General features: G+C 66.6%; 13 protein-coding genes. 8 read left to right on the top strand and 5 right to left on the bottom strand.

The window, feature by feature from the left end; all coding sequences use genetic code 11:
- Positions 1-140 precede the first annotated feature (140 nt).
- Both IWX62_RS09395 and IWX62_RS09390 read left to right on the top strand, forming a co-directional pair.
- Complete coding sequence (locus IWX62_RS09395; RefSeq protein ID WP_196841206.1) at positions 141-686, top strand: AMIN-like domain-containing (lipo)protein; 546 nt, start codon at positions 141-143, stop codon at positions 684-686.
- Positions 687-742: 56 nt separating this feature from the next.
- Positions 743-1,474, top strand: coding sequence for a mycothiol-dependent nitroreductase Rv2466c family protein (locus IWX62_RS09390; RefSeq protein WP_196841127.1), 732 nt, complete (start codon positions 743-745; stop codon positions 1,472-1,474).
- Between the two features lie 8 nt (positions 1,475-1,482).
- On the opposite strand, the gene IWX62_RS09385 is transcribed toward IWX62_RS09390, so the two are convergent.
- Both IWX62_RS09385 and hutH read right to left on the bottom strand, forming a co-directional pair.
- The gene (locus IWX62_RS09385; RefSeq protein ID WP_196841126.1) at positions 1,483-2,796 is read right to left on the bottom strand and encodes a DUF2252 domain-containing protein; all 1,314 of its coding nucleotides are present in this window, start codon (positions 2,794-2,796) and stop codon (positions 1,483-1,485) included.
- 36 nt (positions 2,797-2,832) lie between these two features.
- A complete protein-coding gene (hutH, locus tag IWX62_RS09380; protein ID WP_196841125.1) occupies positions 2,833-4,410 on the bottom strand; it encodes a histidine ammonia-lyase in 1,578 nt (525 codons plus the stop codon).
- 110 nt (positions 4,411-4,520) lie between these two features.
- Between hutH and IWX62_RS09375 the strand changes: the two genes are divergently transcribed.
- The 6 genes from IWX62_RS09375 (at position 4,521) to IWX62_RS09350 (ending at position 11,289) form a co-directional block, all read left to right on the top strand.
- Positions 4,521-5,231 carry an IclR family transcriptional regulator gene (locus IWX62_RS09375; RefSeq protein ID WP_196841124.1) on the top strand — a complete coding sequence of 237 codons (711 nt, stop codon included), beginning with the start codon at positions 4,521-4,523 and terminating at the stop codon, positions 5,229-5,231.
- The gene (gene hutU / locus IWX62_RS09370; RefSeq protein WP_196841123.1) at positions 5,228-6,922 is read left to right on the top strand and encodes a urocanate hydratase; all 1,695 of its coding nucleotides are present in this window, start codon (positions 5,228-5,230) and stop codon (positions 6,920-6,922) included. The genes IWX62_RS09375 and hutU overlap by 4 nt, the downstream gene beginning before the upstream one ends.
- An 80-nt stretch (positions 6,923-7,002) precedes the next feature.
- Positions 7,003-8,229 (top strand): allantoate amidohydrolase, encoded by a 1,227-nt coding sequence (locus IWX62_RS09365; RefSeq protein ID WP_196841122.1) that lies wholly within the window; start codon positions 7,003-7,005, stop codon positions 8,227-8,229.
- Positions 8,226-9,578: a formimidoylglutamate deiminase gene (locus tag IWX62_RS09360; RefSeq protein ID WP_196841121.1), complete on the top strand. Its 1,353-nt coding sequence runs from the start codon at positions 8,226-8,228 to the stop codon at positions 9,576-9,578. The genes IWX62_RS09365 and IWX62_RS09360 overlap by 4 nt, the downstream gene beginning before the upstream one ends.
- Entirely contained in the window at positions 9,575-10,786 is a 1,212-nt protein-coding gene (locus IWX62_RS09355) for an imidazolonepropionase (RefSeq protein WP_196841120.1), read from the top strand. Before IWX62_RS09360 ends, IWX62_RS09355 begins: the two co-directional genes overlap by 4 nt.
- Positions 10,787-10,917: 131 nt before the next feature.
- On the top strand, positions 10,918-11,289 hold the full coding sequence (locus IWX62_RS09350) for a glyoxalase superfamily protein (protein WP_196841205.1): 372 nt from the start codon (positions 10,918-10,920) through the stop codon (positions 11,287-11,289).
- Between the two features lie 129 nt (positions 11,290-11,418).
- Here IWX62_RS09350 and IWX62_RS09345 read toward each other — a convergent pair whose 3' ends face one another.
- The 3 genes from IWX62_RS09345 to IWX62_RS09335 all read right to left on the bottom strand — a co-directional run bounded on the left by IWX62_RS09345 (position 11,419) and on the right by IWX62_RS09335 (position 14,604).
- Positions 11,419-12,333 (bottom strand): carbohydrate ABC transporter permease, encoded by a 915-nt coding sequence (locus IWX62_RS09345; protein ID WP_196841119.1) that lies wholly within the window; start codon positions 12,331-12,333, stop codon positions 11,419-11,421.
- A 2-nt stretch (positions 12,334-12,335) separates the two neighbouring features.
- Positions 12,336-13,271 (bottom strand): carbohydrate ABC transporter permease, encoded by a 936-nt coding sequence (locus IWX62_RS09340; RefSeq protein WP_196841118.1) that lies wholly within the window; start codon positions 13,269-13,271, stop codon positions 12,336-12,338.
- Positions 13,272-13,356: 85 nt separating this feature from the next.
- The gene (locus IWX62_RS09335; protein WP_196841117.1) at positions 13,357-14,604 is read right to left on the bottom strand and encodes an extracellular solute-binding protein; all 1,248 of its coding nucleotides are present in this window, start codon (positions 14,602-14,604) and stop codon (positions 13,357-13,359) included.
- Between the last annotated feature and the right edge of the window lie 77 nt (positions 14,605-14,681).

Below are 14,681 nucleotides of genomic sequence, written 5' to 3'. Positions count from 1 at the left end.
CAGTCCCCGCCCCCCACCGGGAGCCGCTCCTGGCGGAGCCCCCGTAACGGTTCGGCGGCAGAGTCGGAGCGACCGGATCCCCGGCCTTCATACCGCACCATCATGGAGTTATCCATTCCACAACCCCCAAGGGGTGCATGATGAAAAAAATAGGGGCGCTGCTGGCAGCATCCCTGCTGGTGCTCGGCCTGGGACTGGTCGTCCCGGGCCCCGCCGCAGCGGCGCCGTATTGCGGGATCACGTGGGGATCCCTGGTCAAGGTCAACTCGTCCACGACGAGCGCTCCGGTGACCAACGTGCGGGCGGGAGAACATCCCTGCTTCGACCGGATGGTCGTCGATATTCGCGGCAAGGGAGCCGGCTACCGCGTGGAGTACGTCAGCGCGGTCAGGGCCGACGGGTCAGGACAGGTGATTCCGCTTCGCGGTGGCGCCTTCCTCCGGGTAATCGTGACGGCGCCAAGCTACGACAGGTTCGGCAATTCCACCTATAGGCCAGCCAACTCCAGGGAACTGGTCAACCTCACCGGGTACACCACCTTCCGTCAACTGGCTTCGGCCGGCAGCTTCGAAGGCCAGTCAACCTTCGGGCTCGGCGTCCGGGCCCGCCTGCCGTTCAGGGTCTTCACCCTCGACGGCCCAGGCACAGCTTCCAGGGTGGTGATTGATGTAGCCCACCGCTGGTGAACGCAGCGCGGAGCTTATGGTTGACCCGCGTGCTGGGGCGCCTTAGCGTGGGGGGCGTGAGCGACGCCGACATCAACTTCTATTTCGACCCCGTCTGCCCCTTCGCCTGGATGACCAGTAAATGGGTCCGCCAGGTGATGGGCCAGCGGGACTACGCGGTTGAGTGGCGATTCATTTCGCTACGGTTGATCAACTCGCACCTCGACTACGCCTCGCACTTCCCGCCGGAATACGAGGCCGGGCACACAGCGGGGCTCCGGCTGCTCAGGGTGGCCGCCCGTGCCCGCATCGAGCAGGGACCGGAGGCGGTGGGGGCCTTCTACGCAGCGTGTGGCAAGCACATCTTCGAATCGGACCCGGTTCCGGACAACGGGGATCCGGCCTTGGACCGTCGTGGCACCCGTGAGTTCGCTGAACAGATCCTGGCCAGTGCCGGGTTGCCTGCCGACCTGGCTGCTGCGCTCGACGATGCAGGGTTCGACAGTCTGATCCAGTCCGACGGTGACGAAGCGCTGGGCCTCACCGGCAAGGATGTGGGCACCCCGATCATCCACTTCAAGCCGCCCACGGGGCTGGCGTTTTTCGGTCCGGTCATCAGCCGTCTGCCCAGCGATGAGGAGGCAGTCCAGCTGTGGGACCACGTCGTCGGGTTGGCCGGCTTCGCCGGGTTCGCAGAGCTGAAGCGCAGCCTCAGGGAGCGTCCACAACTCCCCGCATTGGGCGTTCCGGCCGGGGACACTGGTGTTCAGGAAGACTGGCACGGCGGTAGCCGCCGGACCAGGAAGTAGAGGGTGGCCTAGGTCGAGGCGACTCCGGCGATCCGGTTTTCGCGAAACGCTTCGATGAACAGCGCGTGGTCTGCCCTGACCCGGGCGGCATACCCAACCGAGAAGTCGATGATGTCGGCGATGAACTCGTCCCGGCGCCCCGCGACCACCTTGATGATTGCCTCCTCTGTCTGGAACGGGACCAGGTCCTGGTCGCTGTCCTGATCTGAGGCGCAATGGATCTTGGCTGTTGCCCGTCCCAAATCTTTCAGGACCGGCTCAATCTCGGAGGGCTCGGTGAGCTCGCCCCAGCGCAGGTCGAGTTTGTAGGGGGACAGTTCATCCACCACAAATCCCACTCCGTCGATGGTGGTGTAGCCGAGGAACGTGTCGGTGTGTACCTGCAGTGACCGTTGGCTGATAACGGTGCGGTGTCCGTCGTGCTTGAAATACTCGCGAACCCGTTCATCGGTGACCACCCTGCTGGGCGCCGCGATGTTGCCCTGCTTGATGGAGAGCACAATGTCGTTTTCCTGCGCCTCGTTGTAACCCTCAATCAGCACGTTGTAGGCGGGTAGGCCGGCGCTGCCGATTCCGAAGCCCGTACTGCCCACAATGTCCTTGACCGAGTAAAAGACCTCGCGGGATGACTTCACCGTTTCGGGGATGGTGGTCAGGTACTGCTCGAATGCCTCAAGGACAGTGGCATGCTCACCGTCACCTAGCCGGCGGGTGAGCGGCCCGTCACGGAAGTGACGCTGAAAGTCCTCAGTGGTGGTCATCGCATCGAGGAGGTCAGTGCGCCGGGCCGAGCGTGCAGCCTGAAGTACCCGCTGGATGGTGCCCGTGGTGTTGTCCAGTCTCAACGCGAAGTCGTCCCCGTCGTCGCTCGCGTAGGAGTCCACCTGGTCCAGGTAGGACGTGAGGTAGGTTCGGGCCAGGCTGCGCACCGCTTCTTCGGGTAAAGCCTTCTGCCAGCACATGAGGGCCAGCGAAGCGACGAAGCGGCGCAGGTCCCAGGAGAAATGCCCCAGGTAGGCCTCATCGAAGTCGTTGATGTCGAATGTGAGGGAACCCGTGCTGCTCATATAGGTTCCGAAGTTCTCAGCGTGCAGATCACCGTGGATCCATACCCGCGCCGTCGACTCGTCAGCCCAGGCATCCGTCAAGGCCTCCATGTCCGCATAGAAGATGCAGGCGCTGCCCCGGTAGAAGGCAAACGGGTCGGCCGCCATCTTGCGGAACTTGGTCCTGAATCCGTGCGGGTCCGCCGTCATCAGCGGCTTGAAGGCCGTGACCAATGATTCGGTGATCAGGGTTTCACGGTCGGTCGAGTCTGACATGTCGTCAGTCTAGTCCGACCCTGACGGCCACAGCCTCTAGGCCAAAGCGTCGCCTAACGCACCCTGCACGGCGGTGAGAAGCGACCCGTTATCCACCAGGACACGGACCGCCTCAATCTCGGGTGCCAGGTACCGGTCGGTGCCGGGGCCCTCGACCACCTCGCGGATCGCCGCGCGCGCCGCGTGAAGTCCCACGGCGCTGCGGGACGTGGCCAGACCGCCGTCGCGCATGTCCAATGCGCGTGCCGCGGTGAGGACCTCGATGGCCAGGACCCGCGTCAGCCCGTCCAGCGCGCGGCGGAGCTTGAGCCCGGCCGACCAGCCCATCGAGACGTGATCCTCCTGCATCGCTGAGGAAGGGATGGAGTCAACCGACGCCGGATTCGCCAGCCGTTTGAGTTCCGACACGATCCCCGCCTGCGTGTACTGGGCGATCATGTGACCGGAATCGACTCCCGGATCGTGCGCCAGGAAAGGGTTCAGCCCGTGGCTGCGCGCCTTGTCCAGGAAGCGATCTGTCCGGCGCTCACTCATGGAGGCGACGTCGGCGACGGCGATCGCCAGGAAATCCAGCGCGTAGCCCACGGGAGCGCCGTGGAAGTTGCCGTTGGACTCCACCCGGCCGTCAACGGTGACCACCGGGTTGTCGATGGCCGACCCCAACTCGATGCCGGCCACGGATTCCACGTAGGCCAGCGTGGACCGCGCTGCGCCGTGGACCTGCGGTGCACAGCGCAGCGAGTACGCGTCCTGGACCCGGGTGCTGCGGTGTGCGCTGAGCTCGCTGGCCGAGTGTTCCTGGATCAGCGGCGACCCGTCGAGGAGGCGGCGGATGTTCGCGGCGGAGGAGATCTGGCCGGGATGCGGGCGGAGGGCGTGAATATCCTCGGCGAACACGCCGTCTGTTCCCAGCAGCCCCTCCACGCTCATCGCGGCGGCAAGGTCAGCGGTCTGGAGCAGGCGGCCAAGATCGGCCGAGGCCATGATCAGCATTCCCAACATGCCGTCGGTGCCGTTGATCAACGCGAGGCCCTCCTTTTCGCGGAGCTCCACCGGGGCGATCCCTGCAGCGGCCAACGCCTCACCGGCGGGCATCAGGACACCGGCGCCGTCGCGGACATCGCCCTCACCCATCAGCGCCAGCGCCACGTGGGACAGTGGGGCCAGATCCCCCGAGCAGCCCAGCGACCCGTACTCGCCGATCATGGGAGTGATGCCCGCGTTGAGGAGCGCCGCATACGTCCTGGCCACCAGCGGGCGGACGCCGGTGCGGCCGGTCGCCATCGTCGACAGCCGCCCGAGCATCAGACCGCGCACCACCTCCCGGTCCACCTCGGCGCCGGAGGACGCGGCGTGGCTGCGAATCAGGCTGCGCTGGAGCTGGGTGCGCTGCGCGATGGGGATGTGGGTGGTCGCCAGGGCACCAAAGCCGGTGGAGACGCCGTAGTGCGGAGTGGAGTCGTTCACCAGATCCTCGATCACCCGACGGGACGCTTCCATCGCGACGATGGACTCCTCGAGGATGTCCACCCGTGCGCCCTGCCGAGCGACGGCGACGACGTCGTCGGGCCGGAGGGCTCCGACGCCCACACTAACGGTCTGAGTGCTGCCCATCTGGGACCCGCTTTCACAAGAAGTCTTGCCAATGAATGAAAAGAGCGTTTCAATAAGTGAAATGCATTATGTCCAGCATTGCAAGACCCACAGGAGTAAGGAGCACCCAGATGGCCGATGCATCGACCCGCACCGTTGAACGCGCCCTGCTCCTGTTGGGCGCCGTCTGCGACAGGGGAGCGGTGAGCCTCGCCGATGCAGCCCGCGACGCGTCGCTCTCGGCATCGACGGCGCTGCGCCTGCTGCGCACCCTCGAGTCCACCGGTTTCGTCAGGAAGGACGAGGACCGCTACCGCCCGGGGATGCGCATTGTCCAGCTCGGCGCGCAGGCGCTCAGCCACGAATCGCTGGTCTCCCTGGCGGGCGCCGCCCTGGACCGGTTGGTGGAGGAGACGGGGGAGTCCGCGTACCTCAACGTCCCCGCCGACGACGGCCACGGCATCTACATCGCCGTCCGCGAGGGTACCCACTCCGTCCGGCACACCAGCTGGGTCGGACGCCGCATCCCCCTGACCGGAACCGCCGCAGGCAAGGTCCTGGCCGGTGAGGCGCCCACCTGCGGGTATGTGGTGGTCCGCAACGGCATCGAACCGGATGTCACCGCCGTCGCCGCCCCGGTGATGATCGGCGACCGGATCGCCGCCTCCCTCAGCGTGGTGGTCCCCAGCTATCGCATCAGCGAACCGCAGGCCGAAACCCTTGGCCGGATGGTCGCCGCCGAGGCCCTCGGCATCCTCAATACACCACCCAGCACCACCCCCGCCACCGGGCCAGGCGACACCAGTCCGGGCCACATCACCAGCATGGGAGCATCCGCATGAGCAAGCCGTTTACCCAACACGATCCGAGCCGGTCCATCCGCGCAGCCCGCGGCACCACTCTCACCGCCAAGAGCTGGCAGACCGAGGCGCCCCTGCGCATGCTCATGAACAACCTCGATCCCGAGGTGGCCGAGCGCCCCGAGGATCTGGTGGTCTACGGCGGCACCGGCCGCGCGGCGCGCAGCTGGGAAGCCTACGACGCCATCGTCCGTTCCCTGGAGGACCTCGAGGACGACGAGACGCTGCTCGTGCAGTCCGGAAAACCGGTGGGAATCTTCCGCACCCACACGTGGGCGCCGCGGGTGCTGCTGGCCAACTCCAACCTGGTGGGGGACTGGGCCACCTGGCCCGAATTCCGCAAGCTCGAGGCCGAAGGCCTGATGATGTACGGGCAGATGACCGCCGGATCGTGGATCTACATCGGCACCCAGGGCATCCTGCAGGGCACCTACGAGACGTTCGCCGCGATTGCCCGCAAACTCGGAAAGTCGCCGACCGCCACCCTTGCCGGGACCCTGACCCTGACCGCCGGATGCGGCGGCATGGGGGGCGCCCAGCCGCTTGCCGTCACGCTCAATGGGGGGGCGGTGCTGATTGTCGACGTCGACCGGACCCGCCTCGAACGCCGCGCCGCCAAACGCTACCTCGACGTCGTCGCCACCGACCTCGAGGACGGCCTCCGCCAGGTGCTGGCCGCCAAAGAGGAGCAGCGCGCCCTCTCGGTCGGCGTCGTCGGGAACGCTGCGGAAATCTTCCCCGAACTGCTACGCCGCCACCTGGCCGGGCAGCTCACCATCGACATCGTCACCGACCAGACCTCGGCCCACGATCCGCTGAGCTACCTGCCCGAGGGTGTAGCACTGGACGAATGGGACCGGGAATCCAAGGGCGATCCCGACGGGTTCACCAAGAAGGCTCAGACCTCAATGGCCCACCATGTGGAAGCGATGGTCGGCTTCCAGGACGCCGGCGCCGAGGTGTTCGACTACGGTAACTCCATCCGCGACGAAGCACGCCAGGGCGGGTACGCGCGGGCCTTCGAGTTCCCCGGCTTCGTCCCCGCCTACATCCGGCCGCTGTTCTGCGAGGGGATGGGCCCGTTCCGGTGGGTGGCACTTTCCGGTGACCCCGCCGACATCGCCGTCACCGACGCAGCCCTCAAAGAGCTGTTCCCCGAGAACGCGCACCTGCACCGCTGGCTCGACGCCGCCGGCGAACTGGTCGAGTTTGAGGGCCTCCCGGCGCGGATCTGCTGGCTCGGGTACGGCGACCGCGCCAAGGCCGGGCTGATGTTCAACCGGCTGGTGGCCGACGGCAAAGTCTCGGCGCCCCTCGTCATCGGGCGCGACCACCTCGACTCCGGATCCGTGGCCTCGCCCTACCGGGAGACCGAAGCCATGGCCGACGGGTCCGACGCCGTCGCCGACTGGCCCCTGCTCAACGCCCTGCTCAACACCTCATCGGGCGCCACCTGGGTGTCCATCCACCACGGTGGTGGGGTGGGGATCGGCCGGTCTATCCACGCCGGGCAGGTGTCGGTGGCCGACGGCACGCCGCTCGCCGCCGAGAAGCTGGAACGGCTGCTGACCAATGATCCCGGCATGGGCGTCATCCGGCACGTCGACGCCGGATACGACCGGGCGTCCGAGGTTGCTGCGGAGCGCGGGGTCCGGATCCCCATGGCAGACTGACTCATCTGGGGCAGGGGGCCTTTGGCCCCCTGCCGCCTGCTCGATCCTGTTGGTATGGAGATCAGATTGTGGAGAATTCGATGAACACCGTCAGTAGTATGCTCGAGTCGATTTCCGACGTCGGACAGGACTCCGTCCGGGGCGGCTATTCGCGGCCGGTGTTCTCCACACCGGAGCTGGAGCTGCGCGACTGGTTCACGGCGGAAGCCTCGCTGCGTGGTCTTGAGGTCAGCACCGACCGCAACGGCATCATGTGGGGCTGGTGGGATGCCGCATCGGGGGACCGCACCGGAGCCCTCGTGACCGGCAGCCACCTCGACTCGGTGCCCGGCGGCGGAGCCTTTGACGGCCCGCTCGGCGTCGCCGCGGCGCTCGCCGCCGTCGACGTCCTCAAGGAACGCGGTGTGGAGCCACGGCGCGCACTGGCCGTCACGGTCTTCCCTGAAGAGGAGGGCTCACGGTTTGGGGTGGCCTGCCTCGGCTCCCGGCTGCTCACCGGGGCGATCGACGCGGACCGGGTGCGGAACCTCAAGGATCACGACGGCAACACCTTCGCCGACGTCAGCCGGGCCAACGGGCTGGATCCGGAACGGCTCGGCCGGGACGAGGACGCGCTGCGGACCATGGGAGACTTCGTCGAACTGCACGTGGAACAGGGCAGGGCACTGATCGACCTCGACACGCCCGTCGGCGTCGGCTCCTCCATCCTCGGCCACGGACGGTGGCGGCTCAGCGTGCAGGGTCAGGCTAATCACGCGGGCACCACCCTCATGGCCGACCGCGCCGACCCGATGGTGGTCGCCGCCCAGATCATCCTGGCCATCCGCCGGACCGCCGCTGGCCAGGACGACGCCCGGGCCACCGTGGGCCGGGTGCAGCCGGTTCCCGGCGGCACCAATGTGATCGCTTCCCGCGTTGACCTGTGGCTTGACGTCCGCCACCCCGACGACGCCGTCACCGCGGCCCTCGTCGAATCCATTCACGGCCAGGCACAGAAAGCCGCAGCCTTCGAGGGCTGTTCGGTCGCCCTGACCGAGGAATCCTTCAGCACCACGGTCCATTTCGACCCGGCCCTGCAACGCCAACTGCAGAACTCCCTCAGCGGGTCCACCGGCGGTGCCCCCGCAGCCGCGCTGCCCACCGGCGCCGGCCACGACGCCGGCATCCTGGCCGCCTATGTCCCCTCGGGCATGATCTACATCCGCAACCCGACCGGCATCAGCCACTCGCCCGAGGAATACGTGGAACGCGCCGACGCCGACCTCGCGGCTGCCGCGCTCGCCGACGTCCTCGAAGACCTCCTGTGAGCTCCCTCTGGTGCGAACAGGCCTGGGTTTCCGGCCACGGCATCCAGCCGCGGGTACGAATCGACTATGACGACGACGGCACTATCACCGGCGTGACCAGCGGCGCTGCGCCGGGCACTGACGACTCGCTCACCCTCACCGGGGTGGTCTTCCCGGCCGCGGCGAACGCGCATTCCCACGCCTTCCACCGGGTACTGCGGGGGCGCACCCACGACGACGGCGGCGACTTCTGGGTGTGGCGCGAGAAAATGTATGAAGCGGCGGGAGCGCTGACCCCTGCCGGGTACGAGCACCTCGCCACAGCTGTCTTCGCCGAAATGGTGGTCACCGGGTGGACCAGTGTCGCCGAATTCCACTACGTCCACCACCGGCCGGGCGGAGCACCCTACGGGCCCGGAAGCGGCGACGCCCCGCACGCCATGGAACTCGCCCTGTGCCGCGCCGCGGTCGCCGCGGGGATCCGCCTGACCCTGCTGGACACGTGCTACCTCGCCGGCGGTATCGGGGCGCCCCTGGCCCCGGAGCAGGAACGGTTCGGCGACGCCGACGCCGGTGCCTGGCTGGAACGGTTCGCAGACCTGCGGCGGGTCATCGCCGGGCAGTTCGACCCAGCGGTTATCACCGTCGGCGCCGCGCTGCACTCGGTCCGCGCGGTCCCCGAGGACGCCCTCAGCACCCTTGCAGCGGGCCTCCCCACCGACGTCCCCCTGCACATCCACCTCTCGGAACAGCCCGCGGAAAACGCCGACTGCCTGTCCCATTACGGCACCACACCGGCGGGCCTGCTCCACCGGCACGGGCTGCTCTCCGATCGGCTGAGCGTGGTCCATGCCACCCATCTCACGGCCGGGGACATCACCCTGTTGGGCGCGGCCGGGACCACCGCCGTCCTTTGTCCGACCACCGAAGCGGACCTCGCCGACGGCATCGGCCCCGCCCGTGCCCTCCAGGACGCTGGCGCCCGGATCGCCCTCGGCACCGACCAGCACGCGGTGATCGACCCGTGGCTGGAGATGCGTGCCCTTGAACACGGTGAACGACTCGGCTCCGGGCAGCGCGGCCGATTCACTCCCGCTGACCTGCTCGACGCCGCGACCGCCGGCGCCGCCCGATCCATGGCCACCCCGGTGGCAGCCATCACCGTGGGAAGCCCCTGCGATCTGGTCAGCCTGAACCATCGATCCCTCCGGACCGCGGGATCCGACCCCGGCCAACTACCCCTCACCGCCACCGCCGCGGACGTGACCGCCGTCGTCGTTGCCGGCCGCCTGGTGGCACGCAACGGACACCATCTCACCCTCGGCGACCCGGCTGTCCTGCTGGCCGCCGCGCTGGAAGGACAGTCATGAGCACCCTGATCACCAACATCGGCGAACTGATGACCCAGGACCGGGAGCAGGCTGTGCTGAGGAACGCTGCGGTGGTTTTCGAGGGGGAGCGGATCAGCTGGATCGGCGCCACCACGGAGGCACCCGCCGCCGACACGCTGGTCGACGCTGAGGGCCGGGCAGGCCTCCCCGGCTGGGTCGACAGCCACACCCACCTGGTCTTCGCGGGGGACCGGACCGCCGAGTTCGAGGCGCGGATGGCGGGTCAGGACTACGCCGCCGGAGGGATCGCCGTCACCACCGATGCCACCCGTGCCGCCTCGGACTACGACCTCACCCGCTTGCTGCTGGGCCGGGTCGCCGAAGCAACCGCTGGGGGCACCACCTACCTGGAAACCAAAACCGGGTACGGGCTCGACGTCGACCACGAGGCGCGCAGCGCCCGGATCGCCGCCGGTGTCGTCGACGAAGTGACCTTCCTCGGCGCGCACCTCATCCCGGCAGGCATCGACCCCGACGACTATGTACGCCTGGTCTGCGGCACCATGCTCGACGCCGTCCGACCCTATGTAGGCTGGGCCGACGTGTTCTGCGAGCGCGGCGCCTTCACCCCCGAGCAGTCACGGGAAATCCTGGGCGCCTGCCAGGCTGCCGGGCTCGGGCTGCGCGTCCACGGCAACCAGCTGGGCCCCGGCGCAGGGGTGCGTTTGGCCGTCGAGTTCGGCGCCGCCAGCGTTGACCACGTGAACTACCTGGAGGCGTCGGATGTCGACGCCCTCGCTGGCACCTGGTCCGGGTGGGACGGTGGTGCGGGCTCCGGCGTTCGCGGGACGGTGGCCACCTGCCTGCCCGCCTGTGACCTGTCCACGCGCCAACCCCTGGCCCCGGGCCGGGCGCTGCTCGACGCCGGCGTCGAAATCGCGCTGGCCTCCAACTGCAATCCCGGCACCTCCTACACCACCTCGATGGCCTACTGCGTGACCACCGCCGTGCTGCAGATGCGCCTGAGCGTCCACGAAGCGATCCGCGCGGCAACCTTCGGCGGCGCTCTGGCACTGCATCGCGAGACGGGGAGCGACGACGACGGCGCCCGCGCCGTCGGGTCACTTGCCGTCGGGCACCGGGCGGACCTTCAGTTGCTGAATGCGCCGTCGGCCACCCACCTGGCATACCGGCCAGGGGTACCCCTGACCCACTCCGTCTGGAAGCAGGGCGTCAGGGTCGTCTGAGCAGAACAGCCGACCATCGCCACCTGGTGAAGCAGAGAACCCGGACCGAACCTGTCCGCATGAGGTTCTAGGCTGTGATCATTAACCGCCGCAGGGCGGGTGTGCCAGATCGAGTGAAAGGACCGGAAATGATGGACTGGAAGATTGAAGTTGTCCCCATCCCCGTCACGGATGTGGACCGGGCCAAGGCGTTCTATGTGGACCAGGTGGGCTTCACCGCTGACCACGACCAACAGGTCGACGAGAGTCTCCGCTTCGTCCAGCTCACCCCGCCGGGATCGGCGTGCTCCATTGTGCTGGGAACGGGTCTGACCGATATGGCGCCCGGGTCACAGCGGGGAGTCATGATGGTGGTTCCGAATGCCGACGACGCCCTGAAGCACCTGACCGATCATGGGGTGACCGCGCGGGGCGTTGAGGAGATGGAGTGGGGCCGGTTCGTCTACTTCGCTGACCCCGACGGCAACGAGTGGTCACTGCAGGAACTTCCGACCTACGCCTGAGGGACTTTTCCCGACGAGTTCACGAGAGGAACTGCCATGACTGTATGTGGGCGGCGGCCACGTCGCACATTGGCCGGATGACCGGAGTATCGGGGCGCAGCGTGCGGCGCCGGACGGCGAAGGGAGGACCTACTTCACTGCTCCTGCTGTAAGACCGCCGATCAGGCGCTTCTCGATCAGGGCAAACAGGATGATCACCGGGATGATCGCGACAATCGAGACGCCAAACACGTACTGCCACGAGGTAGCATACTGGCCGATGAACTTGGTCAGGGCCACGGACAGGGGCTGGTTCTCAGCCGTTGACATGATCACCAGGGACGCCGCGAACTCGTTCCACGATGACACGAACGTGAAGATGACAGCTGTCACGATGCCCGGCCAGACCAGCGGCAGGTTCACCCTGAACATCACCGCGAGCTTTCCGGCGCCGTCGAGCTGGGCGGCCTCATCAATCTCTTTCGGGATGGCCGCGAAGAAGCTGTGCATGATCCAGAGGGCGAAAGACAGGTTGAATGCCGCATTGATCAGGATCATGGCCAGCCAGGTGTCGTTGATGCCCAACAGCAGCATCTCCCTGAACAGGCCAGCGGTCAGGACAGCGGGTTGCAGCATTTGCGTCACGATGACCAGGAAGAGGAACACGGTCTTTCCGGGAAACCGGAACCGGGCGGTGTAGTAGGCGGCCGGTGTCGCGACGAGAAGCACCAGGAGGGTAGCGAACACCGCGATGATGATCGTGGAGATCAGGTTGTAGGGCAGCGGTGTCTCGGGGGTGGCCCACATGGTGGCATAGTTGCTCCACTGCAGGCCCTCGGTGGGGAAATAGGCCGGCGGCACTGAGAGAATTTCGGACCGGGTCTTGAGCGACCCCACGAGCATGATCAGGTACGGGAGCAGGAACACCAGAGCGACGACGGCGCCGATAACCATCCGCAGGCCCATCCGGCGTCCTGACACCTGATCGGCACCGTAGCGTTTCTGGCGGGCAGCCACCGGGGGAAGTGCCGACCGGGCCGATTCGTTGAGGGTGCTGGCGGACATGCCTAGATCTCCTTCATCGGCTTGACGATTTTCACGTACGCCGCGACGATCACAATGACGATGGCGAAGTTGACCACGCTGAGGGCGCTGGCAAGGTCCACCCGCCGGTCAAACTGCAGCACCTTGAAGATGTAGGTCATGAGGGTGTCAGCCTGGTACCCGGGAATCGATCCGGTGATAATCCGCAGGATGGGGAGGTTGTTGAACACATTGATGATATTGATCAGTACCGCCACAGCGAGGGCTCCGCGGAGTTGGGGCAGCACGATACTGAAGTAGGTGCGGAACGGACCCGCACCGTCCATCTTGGCGGCTTCGAGCGCGTCCTCGGGGACTGACTGCAACCCGGCCAGGAGGGTGTACGCGGTGAACGGGATGGACACAAACACCGCGACGATGATGGCCACCCCGAGCGCTGGAAGCACGTTCTTGGTGAAGCCATACGGCGAATCCAGGATTCCGAGATCAACGAGGAACGTGTTCATGATCCCGTAGTTGCTGTCGAGACCGTAGTAGAACACCGTGGTGGTCATGACCACGCTCGCAGCCCAGGGGACAACCACGGCCATCCTGACCAGGGTACGGCCGGGAAAGGGCTTGTTGAGGAACTGGGCCAGGGCCAGGGAGATGAGCACTGTCAGCGACACGACGACGACAACCCAGACCACCGTGTTCAGAAGAACCCGGGGGAGGTTGGGGTCGGAGAACACTTCGGCGAAGTTGGCGAACCCCGCGGTGCCCTGGTCGATCCCGCTCTGGCTGATGTCCCGGGTGGAGTTGAAGATCATGAACCCGGCAGGGAAGATCACGATCGCAAAGATCAGGAGGAGGACCGGGCCAATCCAGGGGAGGGCGGCAGGGAGGCCGTCGGAGTTTTGTCGGCGGCGCTGGCGTCCCGGGGACGCGGGCGGGCCGGCCAGTACAGGCTGTGCGCTCATCGTATATAGCTCATTCTCTACCGCCAATGGTTAGGGGCCAGTACCGGCGCGGACCGTAGCGGACCGCGCCGGTACTGGCTGGAGGCTACTCGGCCGCTGCGTCAGCTTCGGCTTGGATCTGGTCGAGCACCTCTGCCGGTTCCATTCCCTGCCCCAGCTGGCCAAACAGGCTCTTGAACGCACCATCGGTGGCGTTCCAGGCCGGGTTGGAGGTGGGGTAGAACTGGGCGCTGGGCAGCATTTCCAGGAACGGCGCCAGGGTCTCGTCGCCTGACATTTCCTCTGCACCGCTGATGGTGGTGGGCAGGAAGCCCTCCGTGCTGACCCATTCGACGTAGTTCTCGGGGGCGAAGAAGTGGTCCATGAACGCTGTGACAGCTTCAGCCTTGTCGCCGTCGTTCTTGAACGACATCAGGCGGTCGGCGACACCCAGGGTGGCGGGCTCGCCCGACGCCGTCGGGATGTTCGCCAGACCGTAGTTCAGGTCCGGGTTCTCGGCTTCGATCTGGCCGACGGTCTGCGGCAGGCCATAGACCATGCCGATCTGCCCCTGGAGGAAGACGTTGATCATCGGGGTGCGCTGGGTGGCACCAGGGTCGGCCTGCGTCAGCCCATCGTCGATCATGCGCTTCATGAACTCGGCTGCCTCAAGGTTTTCGGGGGTGTTGACGGTGATCTCCTCAGCGTCACCGAACCCGCCACCGTTGCCGGCCATCCAGATGAGGGCCTCGCCCTGGGCTTCTTCCGATCCGAGCGGCATACCGTAGCCGGGAGTGCCCGTTTCGGTGATCGCCTCGGCGGCGTCGTACAGCTCGTCCCAGGTGGTCGGGGCGCCGTCAACACCCGCTTCCTCGAACAGGTCCTCGTTGTAGAACAGTGCGCGCGCCGAGGCAAGCAGCGGCAGGGCGTACTGGGTGCCGTCAACCTGTTCATTCGCTGCGAAGGATTCCTGGAAGTCGCTGAGGGTTTCGGGGGAGGCGATTTCTTCTGCCGAGTACAGCAGGCCCTCGGTTGCGAAGGCGGAGAAGGCGCCGCCGTTGTAGATGTCGGGTGCTTCGCCGGCCTGGATCTGGGTGTTCAGCACCGACTCAAGGTTTTCCCACGACTCGACCTGAAGGTTGACGGTGATGCCCTCGTTGGCTGCCTCGAACTCCTCGATGACGCCTTCCCACAGGGCCCTGCTGCCGTCCGAGTAGCTGGGGACCAGGAGGTCAAGGGTGGTGCCGCCCTCCGCGTCTCCGCCGGATTCTCCGCCGCCAAAGCCGCAGGAGCTGAGCATAAGACCGGCCGCCGCAACACTTGCGACAACTCCGGTCCGGATGGATTTCTTCATGGTTTCCTCGTTTTCCCAAAGGTGGTGCAGCTGCTCCAGCTGACACAGGAATACTTGCAACAAGTTGACGGTATTAC

Source organism: Arthrobacter sp. CAN_A1, assembly GCF_015751665.1.
Taxonomy (GTDB): domain Bacteria; phylum Actinomycetota; class Actinomycetes; order Actinomycetales; family Micrococcaceae; genus Arthrobacter_D.
The sequence above is the reverse complement of the archived record's forward strand: the minus strand, read 5'-3'. Positions and strand labels throughout refer to the sequence as shown.